Here is a 26241-nt window from a genome sequence, read left to right on the forward strand (position 1 = left end):
GTCAGTTGGCCCCTTGCGTCGCGCCGACGGCGGCGCTGCCGGGCGCCGGCAGCAGCGTGATCTCGACGCGCCGGTTCAGCGCGCGGTTCGCGGGCGAATCGTTCGGCGCGACCGGATCGAGCGTGCCGCGCCCTTCCGCCGCGAGCCGCTCCGGATGGTCGAGCCGCGCGGCGATCATGCTGCGCACGGATTCCGCGCGTTCGCGCGACAAATCCCAGTTCGACGCGAAGCGCGCCGTATGCACCGGCGTGTCGTCGGTATAGCCGGTCACGCGCACGTTGCCCGGCACCTTGTTCAGCGCATCGGCGACCCGCGCGAGCACCGGCGCGTAGCGGTCGATCACCGACGTCGAGCCGGACTTGAACAGCCCGTCGCCGCGCAGCACGATCACGCTGCGATCGGCGGCGTCGCGCACCGACACGAGGCCGGCCGCGATTTCGGGTGCCAGGAACTTCGCGATGCGCGGCGCGGGCGCCGGGCGCGGCGGCGCCTGCGCGGGCTGCAGCTTCGGCACGTGCAGCGCGTCGATCGACGCGAACAGTCGATCCGAATGCCCGGCGAGCGCGATGCGCAGCCCGACGAACACGCCGAAGCCGATCAGCAGCGCGAGCGCGACGCACACCCACAGCGGCACGACGAAGCGGCGCGCGACGTCGCGCGTGACGACGTCGCGCCAGTGCGGCGACAGCGCGGGTTCGAATTCGCCGCGCACCGAGCGGATCGTCTGTGCGAGCTGCCGGCGCAACGCATCGAGCTGCGCGTGGCCGTTGTCGAGCACGCGATAGCGGCCCTCGAAGCCCAGCGCGAGACAGAAATACAGCAGCTCGAGCAGGTCGAGATGCTGGCGCGGCTGCTGCGACAGGCGTTCGAGCAGGTGGAAGAACTTCTCGCCGCCCCACGTCTCGTTGTGGAACGACACGAGCAGGCTGTGCGACGACCACACGCTGCCGCCCCACGGCGTCAGCGCGGCCGCCTCGTCGAGCGCCGTGCACAGGCAGTAGCGCGCACCGATGATCGCTTCGGACGGCACGCCGGCCTCCTGCGCGCGCGCCTCGAACTGCCGGATCTCGACGACGAGATGCTCGCGCAGCCATGCCGGATTCGGATGATGGACGGTCGAGCGGATCTGCGGCACCAGATTGAGCAGCGGGTTTGCGGCCGCGACGAGCGGGTTCGTGCCGCTCGCGGCCCAGCGGCCCGGCTGCGGCTGCATGGCCGTCGGCCCGGCCATCCCGGGCGCGCCGGATGCGGCCGGATGCATGCCGCCCGGATTCGGCGGCACGAATCCGCCGGCGCCGGCGGAGATCGAATCGGAGGAAGAATTCATCGCGATGCCCGCCCTCACCCGCGTATCGCCCAGAACTCCATCGAGAGCCCCGGGAATTCGCCTGCGAAATGAAATGCGAGACCGCCGGAGCGCGCCAGCTGCTTCCACAGGTCGCTACCCTTGTCGATCTCGAAGTACGTATGACCCGCGTGATACGGGATCTGCCGCGGTGCGACCGGCAACTGGCGCATCGTGATGCCCGGCAGCTGCAACTGCACGAGATCGCGGATCCGCTCGACCGGCCCGAGCTTCGCCTGAGCGGGAAAGCGGGTGCGCAGGCTGTCGGCCGGCACGTCCGCGCGCACCGCGAGCACGAAGCCGGCCGTGTCGCGCAGTGCTGGATCGGCGAGCGTCGCGACGCGGATGCCGTTGCCCGCATCGCGCAACTCGATCTGGATCGCATTCTGTTCGAGCACGGTCGACAACGACCGCCGCAGTTCCGTCATCAGTTCCGCGAAGCTCGTGCGCAGGTCGTCGTGGACGTAAACCGCCAGCGACTGCGGACGCCGGCCGGCCGCCGTGAACGTGCTCAGGTCGCACGCGAGCTTCAGCCAGTCGCAGAACAGTGTTTCCGGGTGCGTCGAAACATGCTGCTGCGTATGCCAGGTCAGCGCGAGATAGCGATTCACCAGCTGCAGCAGCAGGAAATCCGCGACTTCCGACACGCCGCCGCGCCCCGGCTCCGACAGCCGTTCCGCGAGCGCCTCGCTGCGCTGCGTGAGCAACCCGTGCAGCTCGCGCGCATAGGCCAGCAACACGGCATCGCGCTGCGCGACGAGCCGCGGCGGAATGTAGCCGTCGTCGACGAGCAGCCGCGCGTCGGTGCGCCGCTCGACGATCCGCGCGACGCCGAGCGCGTGCCAGTCGCCGGTCAGCTCGGCTTCGAGCATCAGCCGCACGTTCAGGCGCCCCGTCTGCAGCAGCGCGGGGCCGAGCGCGACCGCGTTCGCGTCGGCCACTTCGTATTCGCGCACGACGTAGCGCGCGACGTCCGCGTTGCCGTTTCCGGCATTTCCGACGATTGTGCCGTTCGCGGCGCCGGCGCCTGCGCCGAACGACACCTCCTCGCCGCCACCGCGCCACAGCGGCAGCGCGAGCACGACGAGCTGATCCTTCGCGTCGGCCGGCAGGTCGAGCGGTGCGGGGAGATCGTCGGGATGCGACAGGTCGAACGGCGTGCCGTCGCGCATCACGCCCGACGCGGTGCGCAGCGCGACCTTGCCGAACGCCAGTTGCTCGCGATCGATTTCCAGCGTGTCGAAGCCCCAGTAGAAGCCTTGCAGCGGCAGGCAGCGCAGCGCGACGTAGCGCTCCCAGTGCCGTTCGAGCTGCTGGAAATGCTGCGGCCGCAGAAACATGCCTTCGGTCCATACCACGCGCTGGCGCAGTGCCGCGACCGGCGTCGCGGACATCGTCGGTTCGGTCATGAGCGCCCCCGCGCGTCGTTCAGTGCGATGCCGCCGTTCCTGACCGAGATCGACAGCTTCAACTCGCCCGGAGACGTCTGCCAGAACTTGTAGAGATTGAGCTGCTTCGCGCGCGGCAGCGGCACCGTCAGCCGCCAGCGGTTCTTTTCGAGCACGCGGTATTCGGCGATCACGCCGATCGCGCCGGCCTCGACATTGCCGCGATAGTGCAGCGTGCGCGAGTCGCCCGGCCGCAGGATCACGCGGTCGGTGCCGAGCAGGTCGGCGCCGAGCACGTTCTCGGGCTTGTCCTGCAGCGAGAAGAAATCCGCGCTGTCGAACGCCGACGCGGCACGGAGCTGGAATACCTTCAGCACGATCGGCGATGGCTTGCGATTCATGTCAGGGTTGACGTCGGGCGCGACGTCCACCGTGATTGCATACGGCACCGCGGCGGCGTGCTCCGTCGCACCGCACCCCGGAAACAGCAGCACGCATCCCCATACGATGAAACTGCTCGACCGCCATTGCATATTCCACCCTCGCGACCCAATAGCCATTCGCCGGTTTTCGAGAACTGAACCGGATGATCGGATTAAAAAGGGACAATTAATCGACCGTAATTTCGTAACTTGCTTGTCCTTACATTAAAATTCGTGCGGCAAATTATTCTCGCAAAAAGCCGGGTCGGATCACCCAGGGTTTATGAAGGTTGATTTGGCGAAATGACAGGTAATTGAATTGGGATTGATCACTAAACTGAAAAAATTAACCCGACCGGTTCGCCATGGCGGCCCGGTTCTATTGCGTGGATACCTGTCGGATAGGCTCGGGGCACAAGCCGACCGCCCGCCGGGCAAGGAATGCTCGGCGACGCTGATGATGTGCCAGGCTATTCGCGCAGCCCGAACGGATGGCCCGTTTTTTCATGCATTGACGCGCGCTGGCCAAACAACAGACGAATCCGAAAAACACAGCGAACTATAGGTTCGTTTTTTTGGATTCACAAGGGCTGAAGTTCGTAGTGGATTTAGCATTCAAGTGAAATCGAATCGACCAATTGAAACAAAACGTAACAGCAACATCGACCCCGATGATTGGCACTAGAATCCAACAGCGCGTGTGTGCCCCTTCCAATTACGCAAATTATTTATTTCAATAATGAAAGGCCGTTCGTCGATCGTTCTTTTCCTCGGCGCGTTGTTGCTGGGGGCCGGGTGCAGCACGTCCCCGACTCAGTCGGCCGCGCGCGCGACGGTCGACAGCGCGCGCGCCGCATACGACACCGGCGACTACGGGCGCACGATCGCGCTCCTGAGCCGCGCGAAGGAGATCGACGGCGCCGACACCGACACGCAGGTCACTGCGCACAAGCTCCTCGCGTTCAGCTATTGCGTGACCAACCGCGTCGCGCCGTGCCGCGCCGAGTTCTCGAAGATTCTCGACCTCAACCCGCGCTTCGACTTGTCCCCCGCCGAGAAGGGGCATCCGATCTGGGGGCCTGCGTTCGAATTCGCGCGCCGCAGACATGCGTCGTCATCCTGAACGAACCGGTTTCCACGCGAGCGCTACATCCACCGAGCGACGTATGACATGCAACTGATCGTGATCGAACATGCCGGCGAGCCGGTCGAAAACGACTCTTACGACGCCGTCGTGTTTCATCCGCCCGGCGGCACCATCGGCCGGGCCAGCGACAACCATCTGGTGCTGCGCGACGACACGCGGCAGATTTCGCGGCTGCAGGCGCTGCTGCAAGTCGGCGACGACGCGTGCCTGCTGAAGAACCTGAGCAGCGTCTCGACGATCGAGGTGAACCGCGAGGCGGTCGGCTATGCGCAGGAGCGGCAGCTCAATACCGGCGACATCATCCGCATCGGGCCGTACGTGCTGCGGGCGGAACGCGACGATGGCGGCGACGCCTCGGTCATCGACATGGCGCCGGATACCGACGTGCACGTCGACAGGCGCCGCGCGCCGGAGGCTGCCGCACCGTTGCAACCAGCACCCTCGCCCCCGCCTTTGCGCGACGACGCGAAAGGCGCCGGCAATCGGCTATGGGGGCTGCTCCAGGATCGCCTCGCTCCGCGCGGCAAGCCGTCGGACGCCGGCACCCGGCCGGGCGGCCCGGCACGCGCGGCCCCGGCGCAGCCGACGAACCGCACCGTGCAGGCCGAACCACCCGTGCCGTCGCAACGCGACCTGAATCAGTTGTCGACCGATCCGCTCGACCTGTTCGCGCAGTCGTCGGGCGATCTCGGCGCATTGGGCGCGGCGCCGTCGGTCGATCGCGGCAATGCGGATCGCGACGTGCCGTCTTCGACGCAGGCCGACCACGCGCCCGAATGGACCCAGCACGTACGCGTGCAGCCGGCGGCCGCGCGCGCCGAAGCGCGGCCGGCCGACGAACCGGCGCAGCATGCCGCGCACGCGCCGGTGCCGCCGACGCCCGATGAACTGCTGAACGCGTTCTTCGAAGGCGCGGGGCTCGATACGGCCGCCGAATCGCATCAGTGGTCGGCCGAACAGCTGTACATCGCGGGCCAGTTGCTTGCGCTGTTCGCGAACGGCACGGTCGAGCTGCTGTCGTCGCGCAGCATCCTGAAGCGCGAGGTGAAGGCGCACATGACGATGCTGCTCGATCGCGAGAACAACCCGCTGAAGCTGCTGCCGGACGGCGGCGCCGTGCTGCGGCAGATGTTCGGCCTGCCGCTGCCGGGCTTCATGTCGCCGCAAAGCGCGGTCAGCGATGCGTTCCAGGATCTGCACGCGCACCAGATCGGCATGGTCGCCGGGATGCGTGCCGCGTTGATGGACCTGCTGACGCGTTTTTCGCCGCAACGGCTGCGCGAGCGCGACGATGCGATGCGCTGGTACGAGAAGCGCGTGCCCGCGCTGTACAAGGCGAGGATGTGGGATCGCTACGCGGCGACCCATCGCGATACGATGTTCGCGATCGAAGACGATTTCGCGTCGGTGTTCGGCAAGGCGTTCCTGGCGGCTTACGATGCGGAAGTCGAGAGTTATCGGGGGAGCGGCCGGCATTGAAGGGGCGGATGCCGGCCGCATCGCATGGGTCTGCGCGACGGACGTCAGACCAGCGGCGGATGAACGGCCTGTTTCAATCCGCTTGAGTAGTGCTTGTAGTCCCAGGCTACGCTATCGCCGGGTTGCAGTGTGTAGACCGCGCATGAGACGTCGGGCATCTGGCCGTTGACGAAATACACCCACCAGTATCCGTTGCCGCCCTGGTTCGCCTCTACTCCACCCAAGGCCGTCACGAACAGGCTCGCGCCTGAACCCTGCGATTGCGGGCTTAGAGCGGGCGATACGCCGTCGGCCGTAAGAAGATCGAATACGGTTGTAACGCCGGGGGCAATCGCGATGCCGTCGTTCGCTTGCCACGGCGGATTGTGAAACTCCGAACCCCAATCGACAAATTGATTAGCTACCGAGTTGGTCATGACGAGATCTCCGTATTGGTGGTCAATGTGCGAAACGCGCCCCTCTTTTGTGTTGTTTGTTGAAACTGCCAGGTTCTGACCTGGGTGTCGGAAAGTCATGTCGATCGCGTGCCGATCGCCCCCTTCAAACGGATCGAAAAATCGCAGGCGCAGCCAACCACGGGCCGACTGTTTCAATCAGGCGGCGCCTCGCGACGATTGTTGCAAGTTATGTTGGCGTGATCCCCGTTTCGGAGAGGCGGTGCGGCAACGCAGCGATAGTCATTTTTTTATTGCAGGCGCCTTTGCCTTCCGTGAAATCCCGATATTCGTATTGATCAGAGCATAGGCGATGGACCTGCGGCCTGCAATATCGCTCGCGTCGCAGGTCGCACTCCAAACGATGCGCGACTAAACGCACAGCGCGCCTCCGTCCCCCGGGCCGCTCACAACAGCTCGCCCCGAGCGTCCCTTCCTCCTGTGTTCTTCATCCCATGACGTCGGGCAGCGCTTTCGGCCCATCGGCCGTGCCTGCTTGTCGTTGACGCATGCCCGCTCGTGGGCCCTCTCCCTTTCACGAATCACTGGAGCCCGTTCATGGATATCGATTGTCACCGTATCGGCGGCACCCTGGGGATCGCCGCATGTTCGTTTGCCGCCGCACTTTCTTTCGCCGCGCAGGCGCAGGGGGCGACCGCCTGCTATGCCGTCGCCATGCGCGGAGGGCCGCTCTACGTAACGGCGGATGTGTTGCGCGAAGCCGCGCTCAACGTCGCGAACGCGCGAGTCACCACTGCCGGCAATCCGCCGTTGAGGACGGAAGCGCCCCCGCCCGACCCGAAACGTTGCGACGGGGCGAACGATCACCTTCCTGCGGCGGGTCCCGAGCGCGACAACTACTTCGGCAATGTCGTGAGCCCGTTGAAATTCCTGCGTCTCGCGGCCTATCAATGCGCGGGAGCGGGAGGCCGCAGTCAGTTCTTCTCGATGAACCAGGCCATTTACTATCGCCAGTGTGGAGGCGGGCAATACTCGAACTACATTCACTTCTGGGGACGAGCGAACGGGAACTCGAGCACGTGTTTCGCCAGCGACTACCCGACGATGTTTGCCAAGGCCACCGAAAAGAGGAAGCCGGCGGACCTGCTCAAGGCGATGAAGATGGTTTACTCGGGCGGCCTGAGCGGAACCGCCGCGAACGATCAGGCGCTCGGCAACGCGATGGCGGCGATCCTGATCGCCGAAAGCAATCGCGACTATCTCGTCAATCTCGAGAACTACATGCTGATGGACCTGGCCGACGTGAAGCAGGCCACGCCGGAGCAAATCATCGGGGGCCACTGCGTGCCGAATGCCTCGTCCTGCCAGAACCACAGCGAGTCGCAGAACGGCAAGCACCCGCTCGCGTGGGGCGGCGCGCAGGAAACCATGATGGTGAACGGCTGGGGCCAGAGGGCAGGCGCCAATAGCCCCTTCGGCATGACATTCGAAGGCAATCTGTCGGGCGAGTGGGCAGTCGCGAAAGAAAAGGTCAAAAGCGCGAAGGGCGACCAATGCGGCACGGTGCCGCCAGCCTACGGAAATCTGACTCCCGCCCAGCAGAGCGCAGTGCGAGGCGTCTTCGAGGGCATTCTGCCGACCCGCTGAAGTTCGCCGTCGGTCGACGCGCCAAAAAAAACGCCGCCGCCCCCATACGCGGAAGCGGCGGCCTCACTACGCTCGACCTGTCGTCAAACCGCCATCACCGTTACCGACTTCGTGACGAGGTACGGCTCCAGCGCTTCCGGCCCGCCTTCCGACCCGTAGCCCGAATCCTTCACGCCGCCGAACGGCATTTCCGGCCACGGCGTCGCCGGCTGGTTGATCCACAGCATCCCGACTTCGAGGCGCTGCGTGAGCAGGTGTACGTTCGCGAACGAGCGCGTGAACGCATAGCCGGCCAGACCGAACGGCAGACGGTTCGCTTCGGCGATCGCATCCTCGAGCTTGTCGAAGCCGCGAATCGCCGCGACCGGGCCGAACGGCTCGTTGTTGAACACGTCCGCTTCGAGCGGCACGTTCGCGATCACGGTCGGTGCGAAGAAGTTGCCTTCGGCGCCGATCCGCTCGCCGCCGGTCTCGATGCTCGCGCCGACCTTGCGCGCGTTGTCGACCACCGACGCCATCGCGGTCAGACGCCGCGGGTTCGCGAGCGCGCCGAGCGTGGTGCCTTCGTCGAGGCCGTTGCCGATCTTCAGCCCTTCGGCATGCTTGACCAGCGCACGCGTGAATTCGTCGCGGATGCTGTTGTGCACGAGGAAGCGCGTCGGCGAAATGCAGACCTGCCCCGCGTTGCGGAACTTCGCACCGCCGGCGGCCTTCACCGCGAGCGCGACGTCGGCATCCTCGGCGACGATCACCGGCGCGTGGCCGCCCAGTTCCATCGTCGCGCGCTTCATGTGCTGGCCCGCGAGCGCGGCCAGCTGCTTGCCGACCGGCGTCGAACCCGTGAACGTGACCTTGCGGATCACCGGGTGCGGGATCAGGTACGACGAGATTTCAGCCGGATCGCCGTACACGAGGCCGATCACGCCGGCCGGCACGCCTGCATCGACGAACGCGCGCAGCAGCGCGGCCGGCGATGCAGGGGTTTCTTCCGGCGCCTTCACGAGGAACGAGCAGCCGGTCGCGAGCGCCGCGCTCAGCTTGCGCACGACCTGGTTGACCGGGAAATTCCACGGCGTGAACGCCGCGACCGGGCCGACCGGCTCCTTCACGACCGTCTGCTGCGCACCGAGGTTGCGCGGCGGCACGATCCGGCCGTACACGCGGCGGCCTTCGTCCGCGAACCATTCGATGATGTCGGCCGCCGACAGCACTTCGACGCGCGCTTCGGTGAGCGGCTTGCCCTGCTCCTGCGTCATCAACTGCGCGATCGTGTCCGCGCGTTCGCGCACCAGCGCGGCCGCCTTGCGCATCGTCGCCGCGCGCTCGTGCGCGGGCACCTTGCGCCATGCCTCGAAGCCGCGCTGCGCGGCGGCGAGCGCACGGTCGAGATCGGCGATGCCCGCGTGGGCCACCTTGCCGATCGGCTTGCCGGTCGCCGGGTTCACGACGTCGATCGTCTTGCCGCTCGCGGCGTCGACCCACTCGCCGTCGATCAGCAGTTGCGTATCCGTATAAGTCACGTTAGCCATCCAGACACCCCTACATTGCGTCGATAAAACGCGCGCTGCCGCGAGCGGCCGCGCGCCGGTTGACAGAAAGAGCAACGCCGCCGGGGCTGACAACCGCCCGGCGGCGCAGACGGCAGGCACGTCGGCCTGCCGTCGTTCCGCATGGGACCGCGCTCAGTGCGCGGCCGCCGTCGCCTTGCGGAGTTTCGCGACGTCCGCCGCCTGCACGGCCGGCGCGCCGTTGTTCCAGCCGGCGCGCATGAACGTCAGCACGTCGGCGATCTGCCGGTCGTTCAACTGGTTCGAGAATGCCGGCATCGGATAGGCGGACGGCACGCCGCCGATCACGAGCGTGTCGCTGCCGTTCAGCGTCACGTTGATCAGCGACGAGGCATCGGCCTCGAGCACGTTCGGATTGCCGGCGAGCGGCGCGAGCAGCGGCGCATAGCCGCGCCCGTCCACACCGTGGCAATGCAGGCAGTAAGCGTTATACACCTTCGCGCCCGGATCGGTTGCCGGTCGGCCCAGCGCGGCCTGCGTCGCCTTCGGATCGTAGCGGTACGGCGGCGCGCCCGTGCCGCCTGCCGCCGGCAGCGATTTCAGGTAGCGCGAGATCGCGGCCAGATCGTCGTCGGTCAGTTCCTGCGTGCTGTGGTTGATCACGCTCACCATCGAGCCAAACGCGGTCGCGTGCTGATTCGCGCCGGTCTTCAGGAACTGCGCGACGTCGGCCTCGTTCCAGCGGCCGAGCCCGGTGTTGTGCTCGCCGGTCAGGTTCGACGCGAACCAGTTGTCGATCGATGCGCCCGACAGGAACGCCGCGCCGCTTTCGTCGAGCGCCTTCTCCTGGAAGCCGACGCCGCGCGGCGTGTGGCACGACCCGCAGTGTCCGAGCCCCTGCACGAGATACGCGCCGCGGTTCCACGTCGCATCCTTCGCCGGCTTGTCCGCGTAGGGCGTCGTGTCGAGGAACACCATGTTCCACAACGCGAGCGGCCAGCGCATGTTGAGCGGCCACGGGATGTCGGACTGACGGTTCGCCTGCTTCACCGGTTCGACGCCGTGCATGAAGTACGCATACAGCGCCTTCACGTCGTCGTCCTTCAGCTTCGCGTACGACGGATACGGCATCGCCGGATACAGGTTGTGGCCGTCCTTCGCGACGCCCTTGCGCAACGCGCCGGCGAACTCGGCTTCGGTATAGCCGCCGATGCCCGTGTCCGGATCGGGCGTGATGTTAGTCGTGTAGATCGCGCCCATCGGCGTGACCATCTTCAGGCCGCCCGCGAACGGCGTGCCGCGTGGCGCGGTGTGGCACGCGACGCAGTCGCCGGCTTTCGCGAGATACGCACCGCGCGCGACGAGCGCGCTGTCGGCGGGCGCCGTCTGCGCGGCATGCGCGCCCGTGCCGACCACCAGGGCGGACAGCGCGAGCAACGATGCGCGGAGCGCATTCAGGTTCAGGTTCGGGGTGAGAAGTCGCATGGTCGTTCCCTCCCTCAGGCCGTTTTCAGCTGGTTGCCGACCGGCAGCTTGCGCAGCCGCGTGCCGGTGGCCGCGAAGATCGCGTTCGACAGCGCCGCCGCGGTCGCGGCGGTGCCGGGCTCGCCGATCCCGCCCGGCGCCTCCCCGCTCTTCACCAGATGGACTTCGATCGGGGGCACCTCGTTGATTCGCATCATTCGGTAGTCGGTAAAGTTGGTCTGCACGACGCGGCCGTCCTCGATCGTGATCTCGCCGTACAGCGCGCCCGTGATCCCGAAGATGATGCCGCCCTGCACCTGCGCCTCGATCGTGTTCGGATTCACATACATGCCGCAGTCGACCGCGCACACGACGCGCTTGACCTGCACCTCGCCGCCGTCCACCGCGACGTCGATGACGATCGAGAAGAAGCTGCCGAACGCATGCATGACCGACACGCCGCGCCCCTGCCCCTTCGGCAGCGACGCGCCCCAGCCGGCCGCCTTCGTCGCGACGTCGAGCACGTTGCGTGCGCGCGGCGTCTTGTCGAGCAGTGCGCGGCGGTACTGCACCGGGTCGGTCTTGGTCTGAGCGGCCAGTTCGTCGATGAAGCTCTCGACGACGAACGTGCTGCGCGTGGGCCCGACGCCGCGCCAGAACGCGGTCGGCACGTGGCGCGGCTCCTGGCGCACGTAGTCGACGAGCTGGTTCGGCAGGTCGTACGGCAGTTCGGCCGCGACCTCGACCGCATCGGGATCGACGCCGTCCTTGACCGCGGGCGGCGCGAAGCGCGCGAGAATCGACGAGCCGACGATCCGGTGCTGCCACGCGACCGGCTTGCCGTTCGCATCGAGGCCGGCCGAGATCGCGTCGTAGTAGCACGGGCGGTACATGTCGTGCTGGACGTCTTCCTCGCGCGTCCAGATCACCTTCACCGGTGCATCGACCTGTTTGGCGACTTTCACGGCCTGGCCGACCATGTCGGTTTCGAGCCGCCGGCCGAACCCGCCGCCGAGCAGGTGGTTGTGCACGACGATCTTGTCCGGCGACAGCCCGGTCAGTTGCTGCGCCGTGTCGCGTACGCGGGTCGGCACCTGCGTGCCGACCCAGATCTCGCAGCCGTCGCCGCGCACGTGCACCGTGCAGTTCACGGGCTCCATCGTTGCGTGGGCGAGCAACGGCTGTTCGTAGACGGCGTCGACGCGCGTCTTCGCGTTCGCGAACGCCTTGCCGACGTCGCCTTCCTTGCGCGCGACCGCACCCTTGCCGTTCGCCGCCGCGTGCGCGAGATCCGCGAAAAGATCCTTCGTCGACACCTTTGCGTCCGCGCCTTCGTTCCACTTCACGACGAGCGCCGATGCGCCGCGCTTCGCGGCCCACGTGTGATCGCCGACCACCGCGACCGCGTTGTCGACGCGCACGACCTGGCGCACGCCGGGGATCTTCCTCGCGGCCGTGTCGTCGACGCTCGCGACCGTGCCGCCGAACACCGGGCTGTTCACGATCACCGCATACAGCATGCCGGGCACGCGCACGTCGAGCCCGAACTGCGCGGTGCCGTCGACCTTCTCCGGCGAATCGAGGCGCTTCGCGGGCGTGCCGATCAGCTTGAAATCCGCCGGCTTCTTCAGCACGACGTCCTTCGGCACCGGCAGCTTCGCCGCGGCGTCGGCCAACTGGCCGTACGATGCGCGCCGGCCGCTCGGCGGATGCTGCACTTCGCCGTTCGCCGCGCGGCAACTGGCCGGATCGACGTTCCATTGCTTCGCGGCCGCCGCGACCAGCAGCGTGCGCGCCGTGGCGCCCGCGCGGCGCAGCGGTTCCCACGCGTAGCGCACCGACGTCGAGCCGCCGGTGAGCTGGCCGCCGAGCAGTGGATCGAGGAACAGTTTCTCGTTCGGCGGCGCATGGTCGAGCGTCACGCTCGACAGCGGCACTTCGAGTTCTTCCGCGATCAGCATCGGCAGCGCCGTGTAGACGCCCTGACCCATCTCGACCTTCGGCATCACGAGCGTGATCTTGCCGGCGCGGTCGATCTGCACGAAGGCGTTCGGTGCGAACACGCCGGGCGCAGCGGGTTCGGCTGCGTCGCCGCCGATCACCGAGCGGCGTGCGTCGTCGCCCGCCGCCGGCAGGCTGAAGCCGAGCAGCAAGCCGCCGCCGGCCGCTGCGCCGAGCGACATCCCAAGTTTAAGGAACGACCGGCGCGACACGCCCGTGCCGGCCCGACCTGCTTCGATCAGTCCTCGCGACATGTCAGGCCTCCTTCGCGGCTTGTTTGACGGCCGCGCGAATCCGGTGGTACGTACCGCAGCGGCAGATGTTGCCGGCCATGGCCGCGTCGATGTCGGCATCGCTCGGGTTCGGGTTCGATGCGATCAGCGCGGTGGCGGCCATCACCTGCCCCGACTGGCAGTAGCCGCACTGGACGACGTCGAGCTCGCGCCAGGCCTGCTGGACCTTGTGGCCGGCCGGCGTCGCGCCGACGGCTTCGATCGTCGTGATCTTGCGGCCCGCGACGGCCGCGACCGGCAGCACGCACGAACGCGCGGCAACGCCGTCGAGATGCACGGTGCACGCGCCGCATTGCGCGATCCCGCAGCCGAACTTGGTGCCGGTGAGGCCGACGACGTCGCGCAGCACCCAGAGCAAGGGCATGTCGTCGGGGGCGTCGACCGAGCGGGTTTCGCCGTTGATGTTGAGGGTGATCATTCAGCCTCCGGGGCCGTTGTATTGGGGAAGCGGCGCGAACGGGGCACGCTGCGCCGTGTGGTCGTCGTCGCCGTTGCGTCGTGCGCAACGGGTGCCGCGCGGCCCGGGTGCGGACGAGCCGCGGCGGTGGTGTTGCATGCTTGCGTCGTTACTCGGCCACGTCGATGCCGGACAGCACCTTGATGACCGACGGTGCGGTGAACCAGTCGGCCGACTTCCTGCGGAATTCGCCGAAATGCGGACTCGCGAGGTGTGCGTCGAACGCCGCCTGGTCGTCGTAGATTTCATACAGATGCAGGTTCGGCGAACCGTCCTGCTCGCGGAACAGGTCATAGCGCCGGTTGCCCGGTTCGGTGCGCGTCTTGGCGACCAGGCTGCGCAGTTCGGCCTCGGCGGCCTGCGCGTGTTCGGGTTTCGGGAACAGCGAAGCAATCACGTGAAGCGCCATTTTTTCCACTCCTTTGAAAACGGAAACGAGCATGCCACAAGCCGGCGTCTCGCGACGCCAGCGTGCAGTGGTCGTATGTCGTCGAGCGGAGGGATCAGGCCAATTCGTCCGGGCCGAGCCGCACGACGACCTTGCCGAAATTCTTGCCGGCGAGCAAGCCGATCAGCGCTTGCGGCGCGTCGGCGAGATCGGGAACGACGTCCTCGAGCGTCTTCACCTTGCCTTGCGCGACCCACTCGCTCATGTCCTTCAGGAACGGCGCATAGCCGGTCGCATAGTGATCGAGGATGATGAAACCCTGCACGCGGATGCGCTTGCGCAGGATCGCGCCCATCAGCGCCGGCACGCGGTCACGGCCGGTCGACACAGCCTTGTCGTCGTATGCCGCATCGTTGTAGTGCGCAATGATTCCGCAGACGGGCACGCGCGCATGGTCGTTCAGCAGCGGCCACACCGCGTCGAACACGGCGCCGCCGACGTTCTCGAAATAAACGTCGATGCCGTTCGGGCACGCGTCCTTCAGCTTGGCGGCAAACGCCGGATCGCGATGGTCGACGCACGCGTCGAAGCCGAGCGTGCCGGTCACGTACGCGCACTTGTCGGCGCCGCCCGCGACACCGACCACGCGGCAACCCTTCAGCTTCGCGATCTGGCCGACCACCGCGCCGACCGCGCCGCTCGCCGCGGCGACGACCACGGTTTCGCCGGCCTTCGGTTCGCCGATTTGCAGCAGCCCCGTGTACGCGGTGAAGCCCGGCATGCCGAGCACGCCGAGCGCGTACGACGGGTGCGCGAAGTCGCGGCCGAGCGGGATCAGGTCGCGCCCGTCGGACAGCGCATAGTCCTGCCAGCCGGCTCCGGCCACGACGAGATCGCCTTCGCGAAACGCCGGCAGGTTCGACGCCACCACGCGACTGACCGTGCCGCCGACCATCGGCTGCCCCAGTTCGGCCGGCGGCGCATAGGACGGCGCATCGCTCATCCGGCCGCGCATGTACGGGTCGAGCGATAGCCAGACGGTGCGCAGCAGCACCTGGCCTGCGCCAGGCACCGGCACGTCACCGGTTTCGGCGCGGAAGTTGTCCGGCGTCGGTGCGCCGACCGGGCGCGAATTCAGGACGATCTGGCGGTTTGCAGTCTTGCTTTGCGGCATGTGAGCCTCCGTCAACAGGAATGAACGTGCTGCGTGGGCACGCTCGGATCAGGGATGGACCAGCGGGAAGTGCGCGCCCGCGGCGCCATCGGCGATCGAGCCGGTGCGGTCGCAGGCAGGCGGGTGGAGCGATGGGGACAGCGTAACGCGGCGTGAGGCATTCGTCATGAACGATTGAGTAGACCAGTCGTCTAGAATCAGGGCAAAAACAAGGCGCGCCGATGCGCGCCCGGATTACGACTGCGCTCCGTCGTGCGCGGCCGGCGGCAGGTTCAGCATGCGCCGCGTTTCGACCATCGCCCTTTCGAGCGGTTTGCGGTTGCGGTGAATCTTTTCCAGCAGCGTCGCGCCCAGCCACAGCTCGTACAGGATCGCGGCCGTGTACGACGGATCGTCGACGCCGCTCAGCGAACCGTCGGCGAGGCCGGCCTCGATGCCGCCCGCGAGCCGCTCGATGATCTGGCTGGTGCCGCGCCGCAGTACCGTGCGCATCGCTTCCGACAGATCCGACACTTCCGCGCCGAGCTTCACCGCGAGGCACTTGCCTTCCGGATCGTCCGCGCATTGCGTGTGCAGCCAGTTGCCCCAGTACGTCATCAGCCGCTCGGCGCCGGTGCCGGCCTGCTGCTCGAGCAGATTGTCGAGATGCGCGAGATAGCCTTCGAAATACGATTCGAGCAGCGCTTCGCCGAATGCCTCTTTCGAGCCGAAGTAATGGTAGAACGAGCCCTTCGGGATGCCCGCCGCGGCGAGAATCTCGTTCAGACCGACCGCCGAAAACCCCTTGTGGAGCATGATCGGCTTCGCGATATTCAGGATGTGCTGGCGGACTTCGGCGCCTGACGATGCATTCATGATGGCGTATGGTAGCAACGATTAGACCGGTCGTCTAGTAACGTCGAGCCGGCATGTTGAGCGGCACTTTACCCGATCCCCGTCGCAGGCCCAATGTCTGGCTGGCGCGCTTCTCGTCTGTCTGAGTCGTATGCGCGTGTTGCGTCATGGCGGCGACTCGGTTGCGCTGTCAGCGCGGCGCCTCGCCGGCGCGCTTTCTCGTGCGCGCCCGTCGCTCGCTACGTTCGGCGGCCGGCGCGATCTTGACGCCGCGCAACGGCGGCCGGCGCACCAGCGCCGCCATCTCGCGCCTCAATGCATCGAGTTCGTTGCCGCGCGCTGCCTCCGCCGCCAGTGCGCCGTCGAGCTGCCCCTGAAGCACGCCGCAGCGATGCAGCGCGTCGCCAAGTTGAGCCTGTAGTGCGGCTGTGTCTTTCCGCTGCTGCGCATCGCGTTGTTCCGCGCGCGATGTCGCCGCGTCGAGTTCCTTTTGCAATCGCGCGGCGGCGAGCCGCTCGCGATCGATTTCCTGAAGCGCCCGCTTCTCCGATGCGCGCAGCCGCTCCTCGGCGCGGCCGGCGTCGTCGCGCAACCGGTCGAGTTGGGCGGTGAAATCCGCACGCGCCTCGGCGAGTGCACGATCGCCCTCCGCGTTGTCGGCCTTCAGGCGTTCGATATCCGCTTGCAGCGCTTGCCGCGATGCATCGTCCGCCGCCCTCGCCTGCTCCAGTTCCTGAATGCGGACCTGCGCAGCCAGCAGCGCGGCCGTGCGTTGCTCCAGCGCGGTTTCGGTTCGGGCCAGTTCGGCCTGCAACGTCGCGACTTCCGTTTGCGCCGCGGCCCGCTGGGCTTCGACTTCCGTGCGCAACGCGTCGAGCGCCGCTGCCGCGTCGGTGCTCGACCGGTTCCACAGCGCCGCGACGAGTTCGCCCGCCGCTGCCTGCAGATCGGCCGGCAGGTCCGGATGCTCGATGCGCACACGGCTTTTTTCCCGCAGCTCGGCCCAGAACTCGCCGAGAACGGCCGTCGGCGTACTCATGCTGCCCTTGCGAACGAGCTGGTACAGGCGGTTCGCCGTCGGCGTGATGCCGAAACGGAAGAACAGCAGCGCGCAGGCTTCGCGGTACAGCTCGCGCGTTTTGGGGAAGTCGGCCTTGAGGCGCTCGATTTCGGCGGTCAGGCGGGGTTCGGCGGCAGCGAGGTCGGACATGGTCGATTGTTGTCTGGAATTTCGTAAATAATATAACGTAAACCGTTAAATATCCAATCATCGGCCGGCGACGATTTGACATTATTTCTATAATGTCGAGAATTGGCTGGCGGAAGACGTGCACGCCCGGCCCCGCTGATTACGGCGTGGCGCGGTGCGGCGTCGAAATGCTGGAATCCCCTACCGGGTCATGGCCCACTGAGTCGCCGAGTGAGCCGCCTGCAGGCGGCCGGCATCCAACCGAATTCGCAGCCGGCCGGCACGGGTAAATCACGGGATCGGGACAGCCGCCCTTTGCACGGCAGCAGCCGGACAAATACGATCGCGCCACGCGCCACACGCGCGGCAACGAAACACGAGCGTGCGTGCGACGGCGGCACGAAGCGCGCCGGCTTTCAGCGGCCGGGCGCCGCTTCCCTGAAGAAGTCGATCAACTGTCGCGTCAGGAAGGCCGGATTCTCGTCCGGCAGCCAATGCCCGGTGTTCGGCGCAACGGCTCCGCGCACGTCCAGCGCCAGTTCCCTAGCCATGTCGATCTCTTTGGTGCCATTGCTCTTGTCGCCGGCGAGCGCCAGCACCGGCATCGGGAGCTTGTGCTTCATGAACGCCTTGAACTGCGTCTCGTCCTGCGCAAACGCGCGATAGAGTTCGAAGCCGGCGCGCAGCGCGCCGGGGGCTGCATAAGCGGCGGCGTAGACGCCGATATCGTCGTCCGACAGCGGGACGTGGGTTCTCTTCTTGTAGAAATCGAGAATGTACGCGCGCTCCTTGCCCGCAATCAGCATTTCCGCGATATCGCGCTGCTGATGCAATCCGAAGTGCCAGAGCTGCGGATCGGCACGGGCCTTCGCTTCGTCCCAGACGCGCGTGCCCGGCACCGGAACGTCGAGCATCGCAAGCTTCACGATCTCGGCGGGCCATTGCGCGGCGTACGCGTAGGCCACCATCACGCCGATGTCGCGGCCGACGAGGTGAATGCGCGTCGCGCCCAACTGGCGGACGAGTGCCCGGATGTCGCCTGCCATCGAGGCTTTGTCGTAGCCGCCGAGCGGCTTGTCGGATTCGCCCGCGCCGCGGTAATCGACCGCGACGACGCGATACCCCTCTTCCGCCAGCACCGGCATCACGTGACGCCACGTGTACCAGGTTTGCGGCCAGCCATGCAGCAGGAGCACCATCTCGCCTTCGTCCGGGCCGCCGGTCACGTAATGGAGGCGCACGTCGTCGACCTGCGCGTAGTGCCGGCTGAATCGTCGATCGAAACCGGGCGGCAGGCCGGCCGCCGGCATCCCTGACATCGATTGTTCATTCTGCATGGGTCGTCATCCGTTACTTTGTCGGTCGCTCAACCTGTCGACCTGCTTCACGCCCCGGAGCAGCCATGGCCGAAGTTGCCTCGTGAGGAACGGCATGATGATCCAGGTCAGCGACGAAGTCAGGAGTGCGGAGCTGAGCGCGAGTTGGACAGGACGCTCCAGGGCGGGAAGGAGCGCATTCAGAAGGTAGGTGATCGACAGCAGGACCGGATAAACGGCCAGCCACGTCACGAGAAACGTCTTCCACTTCGGTGTGGCGGGCTTGCCGGCGATCGCGAACCACGCATCCATGCCGATCGCGGCGTCGCGATGTTCGTCCGATATCTGGTCGCCCTTCGCAACCAGCTTTCGGCGTTCCCCGGAGGCCTCCCACGCATGCAGATGCTCCGGCGAGTCGAAACGATAAATCAGGTAGTTGATGCCGCTTGAATCGCTCAGGCGGACGTTGCCGAGGTGCCCCGGGTAACGCCGCGCTGTCGCGTCGATCTCGCGCGCCCATCGATCGAATTGCCGCTCCCGCCCCGGATGAACGACGCGGCTGACGACGATCGTGCTTGATTCGCGCATCGTGTCGGGCGGGGAAAGGCGTTGGCTGTCGTGCATCTGGTTGCTGGAGCGAGTGGGCAGTCCATTTCGGTGCTCGGCGGTGCCCGATGGCGTGCGAGAACCCGCCCCATACGCCGTTTGGGCGAACATGCCGGGCCGTCGCGCAAGCAAATCACGGTCCTGCCGCAAGCGGGCAGTGTCGCTTGTCGCGCTTCGACGCTCGCTCGAACGGCCTGCGCCGATGGCGCGGCAGCATCAAGCGATGCCGTCGAATTCGCTACCAAATGAACGCGCGCTGTAATTTTTTCAGCAGGATAGAAAGCGTGGAGCGCGACGGGGTTATCGGGAAGTGGATTGCCGTGCGCCAAATCCTCGCCCAGCGCCTTCGTTGCGTCTGTCATTCGCGTGCCACCGTAGGCCGGTAACGTTCGAACCCGCCCCGATTCCGACAAGCGATCCGCCATGCAGCGCCCGTCGCGCGCCACGCCCCACTCGCCCCACGTTTACGCAGCCACGTCCCGCGCCCTCGCCGTCAGCCTCGCGGTCAATCTGCTGCTGCTCGCCGTCGAGACGGCGGCGGCATGGTCCGCGCATTCGTCCGGGCTGCTCGCGGACGTCGCGCACGCCGCGATCGATCTCGCGGCCGATGCACTGATCCTCGTCGCCTGCCGGTTCGACGCGCGCCTGCCGCCGGAGCGACGCCCGACCTACGAGCCGCTCGCACTCGCGGGCCTCGGCGCGTTACTGGCCGCGACCGGCGCGCAGATGATCTGGCATGCGCTGACCCGGTTCGATACGCCCCCCGTCGTGCAGCCGGGCCCGACCGCGCTCGTGCTGGTTGCCGTCACGCTCGCCGGCAAGGCCGTGCTGTCGTACTGGATGCTGCGCAAGGCGCGCGAGACCGGCTCCGCGCTGCTCGAGGCGAGCGGCTGGCACGTGCGCACCGATGCGCTGTCGTCGTTGCTCGCGGCGCTCGCGATGAGCGCGGCGCTACTCGGCCTCGGCCATCTCGACGATCTGGCCGCGCTCGCGATCGGCGCGCTCGTGATCCGCACGGGCGCGGGGTTCATCCGGCGCGGCTGTGCGCAGTGGCCGGCATTGGCCGATTGGGCGAATCGCTCGACGCGCGGGTCGTGAACGCGGATAGTCGCGCCGCGCGTTGGTGCTTCGATACGCGTGATCGACTGCACGGGATGAAGAAGAGGCTCGCCCCCGCGAGCCTCCTTTGCGTGATGTCGCCATCGGCATGGAGTTCTTGGCGTACCGATGCTACCGCCCACCCGGGCGGCACGACACTCCCGGGCAAAATCCGCACGAGCGCCGCCGAACAACAGCCGCGGCATACAGCATGGGACGGTTTCGCCCAATGGAGTATCGGGACGTCTTGCACGGCATCCCGCGACGCACACGTATGCTCCGCCGGCGGCGTGACGGGGCGATGCGCGGGTGTCGTGCGCGACGACCACAGGCGAATTGACCGATTAGGCTGCGTGTAACAGGCTATTGCTTGTTTTTTGTTAATACAGTCTGCAGTTTGTATTTTGACGATACATGCCATAGACTGTATTTTCCGATTACAAACGATCGCCTGTCATCTCGCGGAGCGCCCGATGGCCTTTCCTGTCCAGACCTTGACCCAGTTGCGCCCGATCCTCGTCGGCTTCCGCAAATCCGCGGGGCTCACGCAGGCACAACTGGCCGCCCGCCTCGGCATCACCCAGCAATCTTATGCTCAGCTCGAAGCCAACCCGTCCGCGGTCAGCATCGAACGGCTTTTCAAGGTGATGAACGCGCTCGGCGTTCGCATGATGCTCAGCCTCGACGAGCGGGATGCACCGGCGGAAGCGGCCGATTCGGCTTCCGCTGCCGAACCGGTGGCGCGCCGCCAGCCGGGCGCGAGCAAGCGCGGCACCCCGGCCGCGACAACCCCGACCGGGGCCGCCGTCGGAACTGCGCGGATGCGCCCGACAGCGACGACTCGGGCCACGCCACGCGTCTCGGAGCGGGAGGACTGGTGACGATGGTCGCACGCGCCCGCAGCAACCGGCTCGACCTGTGGATGAACGGCATTCCTGTCGGCTACTGGGAAATCCGGCGCGGGGTCGAGCGTCTCGTCTACCTGCCGGACTGGCTTGACGATCCCCAGGGCCGGCCACTGTCATTGTCGCTGCCCTTCACGCCCGGCAACCAGCCGCACCAGGGCGCGATCGTGGCCGACTACTTCGACAATCTGCTGCCGGACAGCGAGCCGATCCGCCGCCGCATCGCGCAGCGTTACCGGCTCCGATCGACAGCGCCGTTCGAATTGCTCGCGTCGATCGGCCGCGATTGCGTCGGCGCGATCCAAATGCTGCCGCCCGACGAGATACCGGTCAATCTCGAGGGAATCGAAGGCGCGCCGCTCGACGACGCAGCCGTTGCCGATGTGCTGCGCCACGCGACCGCGACGCCGCTGCCCGGCCGCGGGGAACCGGACGGCGACCTGCGCCTGTCGATTGCCGGCGCGCAGGAAAAGACCGCGCTGCTGCGTCAGCGCAACCGCTGGCTGCGGCCGTCGGGCAGCACGCCGACGACCCACATCTTCAAGCTGCCGCTCGGGCGCGTCGGCAACATGCAGGCCGACATGCGCACGTCCGTCGAAAACGAATGGTTGTGCTCGAAGATCGTCGCCGCGTACGGCTTGCCGGTCGCACCGTGCGATATCGGCCGGTTCGACGATCAGAAGGCGCTGATCGTCGAGCGCTTCGACCGGCGCCCGTCGCGCGACGGCTCGTGGATCGTGCGGCTGCCGCAGGAGGACATGTGTCAGGCGACCGGCACGCCGTCGGGGGCGAAATACGAAACGGACGGCGGCCCCGGCATCGAGACGATCATGGGCATCCTCGCGAATTCGGCCGACGCTTCCCGTGACCGGATGAATTTCTTTGTCGCACAACTCGTGTTCTGGGTGTTGGCGGCGATCGACGGCCACGCGAAGAATTTCAGCATCGCGCACCTGCCCGGTAATGCGTATCGCAGCACGCCGCTGTACGACGTGCTGTCCGCGCATCCGATCATCGGTACGCGCCGCAATCAAATCCCGCCGAGCCGCGCGCGCCTGGCGATGGCCGTCTGCGGGAAGAACCGGCACTACGTGATCGGGGAAATCCAGCCGCGCCACTGGATCGCACAGGGCCGGCGCGTGGGCCTGAGCGAAGACGACGTGCGGGCCGCGATGACGGCCGTCGCAGCACGAACGGAGCCCGCGATTGCCGAAGCCGCCGCGCAGATCCCGGCGGATTTTCCGGCGGACGTGGCAGACGCGATATTCGCGGGCATGCGTCGGCAAAGCCGCAAACTCGCGGCGGGCGATCCGGCGTGACAAACCGACCGGCCGCGACGGGCTGTCGGTCTTCGCCGCAATACTTCGACCCTCGGTCGACCGGCGGTCCTGACGGGACCGAAGCAGTTACGCCGCCGCAGATACGGACTTCGAACGCCCCGCGCCGAACCGCGTGCCGACCGCCGCCGCCGGATCGTTCAGCCGGCGTCGCGCGCGCGGGCGAGGGCCGCGAGGTTGCCCTCGCCGAACCCGTGGTGCCCCTTGCGCTGCACGATCTCGAAAAAGATCTCGCCGGGGCGACGTTTGACGAAGGTCTGAAAGAACAGTCTCGGCACACCGTCGCTGCCGATCTCGCCGTCGACCAGCACCGCGCGGCGGCGCAGCGCGTCGAGATCGACACCATGCGCGGGCAGCCGCGCGTCGACGTCGTCGTAATAGCGTGCGGGCGGCTCGATGAATTCGACGCCGTTCGCACGCAGCGCATCGACGCACGACAGGATGTCGTCGGTGGCCAGCGCGACGTGCTGCACGCCCTCGCCCGGATGGTCGGGCAGGTACGCATGCATCAGCTCGGTGCGCCGCGTGCCTTCCTCGTAGACCGGAATCCGCACCGCGCCGCACGGCGACACCATCACGCGCGACTCCTCCGACACATGCCAGTGCGCGTCGATCTGATGGATCTCGCGAAAATGCAGCAGGTCGTGGTAGAAATCCAGCCACTCCCGCATGCGGCCCGCGCCGACGGTTTGCGTGAAGTGGTCGACCTGCTGCAGGCCGACGCCCGCGCAGTCGAGATCGGTATGTGCGGTCGCGATGTCGATCGGCCGGAAATCGATGTCGAAGATCGAGATGTCGCCGACGCCGCCGCGCTGGCCGTCCCGCCCGCGCCAGCGGTCGACGAAATACAGGTGCGAATCGCCGATGCCCTGGATCGCCGGGATTTTCAGCTCGCCGACGCCGACTTTTTCGCCTTCGAAGGCCCACGCCCCGAGCTGGATCGCGCGCTCGAACGCGCGCCGGGCGTTCGCCACCCGCAACCCGATCGCGCAGACGCCCATCCCGTATTCCTCCGCATAGCGCGCGGCGAACGAATCGGGCTCGGCGTTGATCAGGAAATGCATCTGCCCCTGCCGGTACAGCGTGACGTTCTTGCTGACGTGCCGCGCGATCGCCTTGAACCCGAACTGCTCGAAGCGCTGCGCGAGCGCTTCCGGCACGGGCGCCGCGAATTCGACGAATTCGAGGCCGGCCATCCCGAGCGGATTGGCGGCCGGATCGGCGACGGGCGGCGTATCGCTGGACAAGGGGTGGGAATTGCCGGGCATTCCAGTCTCCGGGGGCATGCGGTCGATGGGGCGATTGCGCCTGTCGCGTGCGGCATGCGCGGCCGATGCGGCGGCCTCGCCTCCGCCCCGAACGGGCGCGTTGTCGATGCTGCAGATTTTAACCAGATCGTTCACGGCGGCACACCCCGGCCGAACGGGATATCGCCGCGCCGCCTAGTGCAAACCCGAAAAGCGTTCGGTAATCGCACGGAATTGAACGATAATCGCGCACATTATCCGATTGGCCAATTGCCGCCGTGCGGCCCGCGCCCTATTCTCCGTTCACCCATCGACTTCAATGCAGCATCGGACGCGGCGCCGCCACGATTCCACGATGCGCCGTGCCAGGAGACATCGCCATGACCCCCACCTTCGACACCCTCGACGCTGCCGCCAGCGCCCGAGCACGCAGCCAGGCCCGCAAGGCCGCGGTCGGCAGCTTCGTCGGCGCCGTCGTCGACTGGTACGACTTCCTGCTGTACGGGATCGTCGCCGCGCTGGTGTTCAATTCCGAGTTTTTCCCGAAAGTCAGCCCGACGATGGGCACGCTGGCGGCGTTCGCCACCTTTGGCGTCGGCTTCCTGTTCCGGCCGCTGGGCGGCATCGTGTTCGGCCACTACGGCGACCGGCTCGGCCGCAAGCGGATGCTCGTGCTGACCGTGATGCTGATGGGGCTGTCGACGGTCGCGATCGGCCTGTTGCCGGCATTCTCGACGATCGGCTGGTGGGCGCCCGTGCTGCTGGTGCTGATGCGCGCGATCCAGGGTTTCGCGGTCGGCGGCGAATGGGGCGGCGCGGCGCTGATGGCCGTCGAGAGCGCGCCGAAACAGAAGAAAGCGTTCTACAGCAGCGGCGTGCAAGTCGGCTACGGCGTCGGACTCGTGCTGGCCACCGGCATCGTATCGATCCTGAGCCATACGCTCGGCGAGGCCGCGTTCAAGTCGTGGGGCTGGCGCCTGCCGTTCGTGTTCAGCATCGTGCTGGTGCTGATCGGGCTGTGGGTGCGCAAGAACATGGACGAATCGCAGGAGTTCGTCGAGAAGGTCGAGCACGGCAACCGCAAGCTGCGCCTGCCGGTGCTGGAAGCGCTGACGCGCCACCCGAAGGCATTCCTGCTGATCGTCGCGCTGCGGCTCGCCGAACTGTTCACGATGTATATCGTCACCGCGTTCGCGCTCAGCTATTCGACGACGAACCTCGGCATGTCGCGCGACCTGTTCCTGAACATCGGCCTGCTGGTGGGGGCGGTGAGCTGCGTGACGATCCCGTGCTTCGCGTGGCTGGCCGACCGCTACGGCCTGCGCCGCATCTACCTGATCGGCGCGCTGATCGGCCTCGCGTCCGCGGTGCCGTTCTTCGTCGCGCTGGAAGCACGATCGATCGCGTGGATCGTGATCTTCTCGATCCTGCTGGCGAACGCCGCGCACGACATGGTCGTGAGCGTCCAGCAGCCGCTGTTCACCGAGTTGTTCGGCGCCGAATACCGCTACAGCGGCGCGGGCGTCGGCTACCAGTTCGCGAGCGTCGTCGGCGGCGGGTTCACGCCGTTCATCGCGGTCGGCCTCGTCAGCGTGGCAGGCGGTTCGTGGCACCTCGTCGCCGGCTATCTGGCGGTCGGCTGCCTGATCTCGCTGGTGGTCGCCGCGCGGATGCGAGCGGCGCGGTGACGCAGTGAGCGCGTGGCCGACGAGCGTCGCCGATTACGCGCGAACGAGGCGCGGCAAGCGCGCGTAGAGGCGTTCGACGAGTTGTCGGGCGCTCTCGCCGTAATGCAGCTCGCGGTGGCAGTTCGGGCAAACGGCCACCGTATTCGATACGAGATCGGGGCCCCGCTCCGCCAACTTGCGGACGTGGTGGACTTCCAAGTACGGCAGCCCGTCGGCCCCCTTGAACGGGGCGGGTTCGCTACAACATTCGCAAGTCCCGTTTGCTTGTGTCAGCACCCAAGCCTTGACCGACGGATCACGACGAATTTGGGTCACGGTCGCACTGGTGGCAGCAGGATTCGCGTTGCCCGGTGGTGGCGCAATCTGCGTCTTTTTCAACGCGTCGCGCACGTCGAGTTCGAATTTGACGGTCGGAGCAGCCGACCGCTGCTCCAGTTCGTTAATGAACTGCTCGATCAGCACGCCGTTCGCGCCGACGTTCTTTGCCGGCTTGAGTCCGGAAAGCCATTGGCGGCCCATCAGCGCCAGCACATAGGAAATGTTCTGCATCCGGTACTCGAACGCTTTCGCCGTGCGATTGAACTCTCCGGCCAGCCTGTCGTACACCGCTTTCTTGACGTATGGCTGCCCCGTGCGCTCGTTTTCGAGCATTTTGAGATATTCATCGACGGAAGAACGGAGTTCATCATGCGTCCACGGCCGCCCGTCAGCGTTCGCAGAAACGTCTTCATTTAAAGGAGATTGGGGAGATGGTGTTGACATGAACGGCCGCATTCGGGAATCCGATCTCGATTTTACGAGATAAGGAACCATTCCGATCCAGTTGGCCGCGGCAGGTCGTTTTCATTTTTGCGGGACGATTTCTCGGTTGGCATGCCGGTACCGCTCACGCCCAACGTCAAACACCGTCAAT

The 26241-nt window shown here is 66.7% G+C and carries 23 protein-coding genes; 7 read left to right on the plus strand and 16 right to left on the minus strand.

All coding sequences use genetic code 11. From position 1 onward, the window contains the following. Nucleotide 1: 1 nt before the first annotated feature. Genes C4B30_RS19125 through tssJ form a run of 3 tightly spaced genes read right to left on the minus strand, consistent with a single transcriptional unit; the run spans nt 2 to nt 3266 of the window. Entirely contained in the window at nt 2-1327 is a 1326-nt protein-coding gene (locus tag C4B30_RS19125) for a DotU family type VI secretion system protein (RefSeq protein ID WP_027783052.1), read from the minus strand. Nucleotides 1328-1341: 14 nt separating this feature from the next. Further along, nucleotides 1342-2754, minus strand: a complete 1413-nt coding sequence (gene tssK, locus C4B30_RS19130; RefSeq protein WP_027783051.1) for a type VI secretion system baseplate subunit TssK — start codon at nt 2752-2754, stop codon at nt 1342-1344. Next, the gene (gene tssJ, locus C4B30_RS19135; protein WP_027783050.1) at nt 2751-3266 is read right to left on the minus strand and encodes a type VI secretion system lipoprotein TssJ; all 516 of its coding nucleotides are present in this window, start codon (nt 3264-3266) and stop codon (nt 2751-2753) included. The genes tssK and tssJ overlap by 4 nt, the downstream gene beginning before the upstream one ends. Nucleotides 3267-3894: 628 nt before the next feature. Between tssJ and C4B30_RS19140 the strand changes: the two genes are divergently transcribed. Next, entirely contained in the window at nt 3895-4278 is a 384-nt protein-coding gene (locus C4B30_RS19140) for a TssQ family T6SS-associated lipoprotein (RefSeq protein WP_027783049.1), read from the plus strand. 48 nt (nt 4279-4326) lie between these two features. After that, nucleotides 4327-5781, plus strand: coding sequence for a type VI secretion system-associated FHA domain protein TagH (tagH, locus tag C4B30_RS19145; RefSeq protein WP_105132803.1), 1455 nt, complete (start codon nt 4327-4329; stop codon nt 5779-5781). A gap of 44 nt (nt 5782-5825) precedes the next feature. Here tagH and C4B30_RS19150 read toward each other — a convergent pair whose 3' ends face one another. Next, a complete protein-coding gene (locus tag C4B30_RS19150; RefSeq protein WP_155257323.1) occupies nt 5826-6374 on the minus strand; it encodes a DUF4430 domain-containing protein in 549 nt (182 codons plus the stop codon). 399 nt (nt 6375-6773) lie between these two features. On the opposite strand from C4B30_RS19150, the gene C4B30_RS19155 reads away from it, so the two are divergent. Next, a complete protein-coding gene (locus C4B30_RS19155) occupies nt 6774-7823 on the plus strand; it encodes a hypothetical protein (RefSeq protein ID WP_027783046.1) in 1050 nt (349 codons plus the stop codon). An 83-nt stretch (nt 7824-7906) separates the two neighbouring features. Here the strand turns inward: C4B30_RS19155 and C4B30_RS19160 are convergent, their stop codons facing one another. The 10 genes from C4B30_RS19160 to C4B30_RS19205 all read right to left on the minus strand — a co-directional run bounded on the left by C4B30_RS19160 (nt 7907) and on the right by C4B30_RS19205 (nt 19071). Continuing rightward, entirely contained in the window at nt 7907-9352 is a 1446-nt protein-coding gene (locus C4B30_RS19160) for an NAD-dependent succinate-semialdehyde dehydrogenase (RefSeq protein ID WP_027783045.1), read from the minus strand. Nucleotides 9353-9505: 153 nt separating this feature from the next. Further along, nucleotides 9506-10816, minus strand: a complete 1311-nt coding sequence (locus C4B30_RS19165; RefSeq protein WP_027783044.1) for a cytochrome c — start codon at nt 10814-10816, stop codon at nt 9506-9508. A 14-nt stretch (nt 10817-10830) separates the two neighbouring features. Further along, nucleotides 10831-13050 carry a xanthine dehydrogenase family protein molybdopterin-binding subunit gene (locus tag C4B30_RS19170; protein WP_027783043.1) on the minus strand — a complete coding sequence of 740 codons (2220 nt, stop codon included), beginning with the start codon at nt 13048-13050 and terminating at the stop codon, nt 10831-10833. 1 nt (nt 13051) lies between these two features. After that, on the minus strand, nt 13052-13507 hold the full coding sequence (locus C4B30_RS19175; RefSeq protein ID WP_006479019.1) for a (2Fe-2S)-binding protein: 456 nt from the start codon (nt 13505-13507) through the stop codon (nt 13052-13054). Nucleotides 13508-13655: 148 nt separating this feature from the next. After that, nucleotides 13656-13955 carry a putative quinol monooxygenase gene (locus C4B30_RS19180; protein WP_027783042.1) on the minus strand — a complete coding sequence of 100 codons (300 nt, stop codon included), beginning with the start codon at nt 13953-13955 and terminating at the stop codon, nt 13656-13658. Nucleotides 13956-14049: 94 nt separating this feature from the next. Continuing rightward, nucleotides 14050-15108: an NADP-dependent oxidoreductase gene (locus C4B30_RS19185; protein ID WP_105132804.1), complete on the minus strand. Its 1059-nt coding sequence runs from the start codon at nt 15106-15108 to the stop codon at nt 14050-14052. A gap of 234 nt (nt 15109-15342) precedes the next feature. Next, nucleotides 15343-15963, minus strand: coding sequence for a TetR/AcrR family transcriptional regulator (locus C4B30_RS19190; protein ID WP_027783040.1), 621 nt, complete (start codon nt 15961-15963; stop codon nt 15343-15345). A 169-nt stretch (nt 15964-16132) separates the two neighbouring features. Further along, nucleotides 16133-17152 (minus strand): DNA-binding protein, encoded by a 1020-nt coding sequence (locus C4B30_RS19195; protein WP_027783039.1) that lies wholly within the window; start codon nt 17150-17152, stop codon nt 16133-16135. Nucleotides 17153-17547: 395 nt separating this feature from the next. Further along, nucleotides 17548-18357, minus strand: coding sequence for an alpha/beta fold hydrolase (locus C4B30_RS19200; protein ID WP_234015438.1), 810 nt, complete (start codon nt 18355-18357; stop codon nt 17548-17550). A 117-nt stretch (nt 18358-18474) separates the two neighbouring features. Then, the gene (locus C4B30_RS19205; protein WP_105132806.1) at nt 18475-19071 is read right to left on the minus strand and encodes a hypothetical protein; all 597 of its coding nucleotides are present in this window, start codon (nt 19069-19071) and stop codon (nt 18475-18477) included. 405 nt (nt 19072-19476) lie between these two features. Here C4B30_RS19205 and C4B30_RS19210 point away from each other — a divergent pair, with 405 nt between their 5' ends. The 3 genes from C4B30_RS19210 (at nt 19477) to C4B30_RS19220 (ending at nt 22375) form a co-directional block, all read left to right on the plus strand. Next, entirely contained in the window at nt 19477-20151 is a 675-nt protein-coding gene (locus tag C4B30_RS19210) for a cation diffusion facilitator family transporter (protein ID WP_105132807.1), read from the plus strand. Nucleotides 20152-20624: 473 nt separating this feature from the next. Further along, entirely contained in the window at nt 20625-21032 is a 408-nt protein-coding gene (locus C4B30_RS19215) for a helix-turn-helix domain-containing protein (RefSeq protein WP_105132808.1), read from the plus strand. A gap of 2 nt (nt 21033-21034) precedes the next feature. Beyond that, complete coding sequence (locus C4B30_RS19220; RefSeq protein WP_105132809.1) at nt 21035-22375, plus strand: type II toxin-antitoxin system HipA family toxin; 1341 nt, start codon at nt 21035-21037, stop codon at nt 22373-22375. Between the two features lie 158 nt (nt 22376-22533). On the opposite strand, the gene C4B30_RS19225 is transcribed toward C4B30_RS19220, so the two are convergent. Next, nucleotides 22534-23661, minus strand: coding sequence for a 4-hydroxyphenylpyruvate dioxygenase family protein (locus C4B30_RS19225; RefSeq protein WP_027783033.1), 1128 nt, complete (start codon nt 23659-23661; stop codon nt 22534-22536). A gap of 359 nt (nt 23662-24020) precedes the next feature. Between C4B30_RS19225 and shiA the strand changes: the two genes are divergently transcribed. Further along, complete coding sequence (gene shiA, locus C4B30_RS19235; RefSeq protein WP_027783032.1) at nt 24021-25328, plus strand: shikimate transporter; 1308 nt, start codon at nt 24021-24023, stop codon at nt 25326-25328. Nucleotides 25329-25361: 33 nt separating this feature from the next. On the opposite strand, the gene C4B30_RS19240 is transcribed toward shiA, so the two are convergent. After that, a complete protein-coding gene (locus C4B30_RS19240) occupies nt 25362-26102 on the minus strand; it encodes an HNH endonuclease (protein WP_234015439.1) in 741 nt (246 codons plus the stop codon). Nucleotides 26103-26241: the final 139 nt, after the last annotated feature.

Origin of the sequence: Burkholderia sp. BE12, from assembly GCF_002959955.1 — a bacterium.
Classification (GTDB): Bacteria; Pseudomonadota; Gammaproteobacteria; order Burkholderiales; family Burkholderiaceae; genus Burkholderia.

Bases quoted from the DNA above. Each gene is read 5' to 3' on its own strand.
- shiA (WP_027783032.1), top strand. From the start codon at position 24,021: ATGACCCCCACCTTCGACACCCTCGACGCTGCCGCCAGCGCCCGAGCA.
- C4B30_RS19165 (WP_027783044.1), bottom strand. From the start codon at position 10,816: ATGCGACTTCTCACCCCGAACCTGAACCTGAATGCGCTCCGCGCATCG.
- C4B30_RS19205 (WP_105132806.1), bottom strand. From the start codon at position 19,071: ATGCACGACAGCCAACGCCTTTCCCCGCCCGACACGATGCGCGAATCA.
- C4B30_RS19220 (WP_105132809.1), top strand. From the start codon at position 21,035: ATGGTCGCACGCGCCCGCAGCAACCGGCTCGACCTGTGGATGAACGGC.
- C4B30_RS19190 (WP_027783040.1), bottom strand. From the start codon at position 15,963: ATGAATGCATCGTCAGGCGCCGAAGTCCGCCAGCACATCCTGAATATC.
- C4B30_RS19225 (WP_027783033.1), bottom strand. From the start codon at position 23,661: ATGCCCGGCAATTCCCACCCCTTGTCCAGCGATACGCCGCCCGTCGCC.
- C4B30_RS19185 (WP_105132804.1), bottom strand. From the start codon at position 15,108: ATGCCGCAAAGCAAGACTGCAAACCGCCAGATCGTCCTGAATTCGCGC.
- C4B30_RS19170 (WP_027783043.1), bottom strand. From the start codon at position 13,050: ATGTCGCGAGGACTGATCGAAGCAGGTCGGGCCGGCACGGGCGTGTCG.
- C4B30_RS19240 (WP_234015439.1), bottom strand. From the start codon at position 26,102: ATGCGGCCGTTCATGTCAACACCATCTCCCCAATCTCCTTTAAATGAA.
- C4B30_RS19195 (WP_027783039.1), bottom strand. From the start codon at position 17,152: ATGTCCGACCTCGCTGCCGCCGAACCCCGCCTGACCGCCGAAATCGAG.
- C4B30_RS19215 (WP_105132808.1), top strand. From the start codon at position 20,625: ATGGCCTTTCCTGTCCAGACCTTGACCCAGTTGCGCCCGATCCTCGTC.
- C4B30_RS19180 (WP_027783042.1), bottom strand. From the start codon at position 13,955: ATGGCGCTTCACGTGATTGCTTCGCTGTTCCCGAAACCCGAACACGCG.
- C4B30_RS19140 (WP_027783049.1), top strand. From the start codon at position 3,895: ATGAAAGGCCGTTCGTCGATCGTTCTTTTCCTCGGCGCGTTGTTGCTG.
- C4B30_RS19125 (WP_027783052.1), bottom strand. From the start codon at position 1,327: ATGAATTCTTCCTCCGATTCGATCTCCGCCGGCGCCGGCGGATTCGTG.
- tssJ (WP_027783050.1), bottom strand. From the start codon at position 3,266: ATGCAATGGCGGTCGAGCAGTTTCATCGTATGGGGATGCGTGCTGCTG.
- tssK (WP_027783051.1), bottom strand. From the start codon at position 2,754: ATGACCGAACCGACGATGTCCGCGACGCCGGTCGCGGCACTGCGCCAG.
- C4B30_RS19175 (WP_006479019.1), bottom strand. From the start codon at position 13,507: ATGATCACCCTCAACATCAACGGCGAAACCCGCTCGGTCGACGCCCCC.
- tagH (WP_105132803.1), top strand. From the start codon at position 4,327: ATGCAACTGATCGTGATCGAACATGCCGGCGAGCCGGTCGAAAACGAC.
- C4B30_RS19155 (WP_027783046.1), top strand. From the start codon at position 6,774: ATGGATATCGATTGTCACCGTATCGGCGGCACCCTGGGGATCGCCGCA.
- C4B30_RS19210 (WP_105132807.1), top strand. From the start codon at position 19,477: ATGCAGCGCCCGTCGCGCGCCACGCCCCACTCGCCCCACGTTTACGCA.
- C4B30_RS19160 (WP_027783045.1), bottom strand. From the start codon at position 9,352: ATGGCTAACGTGACTTATACGGATACGCAACTGCTGATCGACGGCGAG.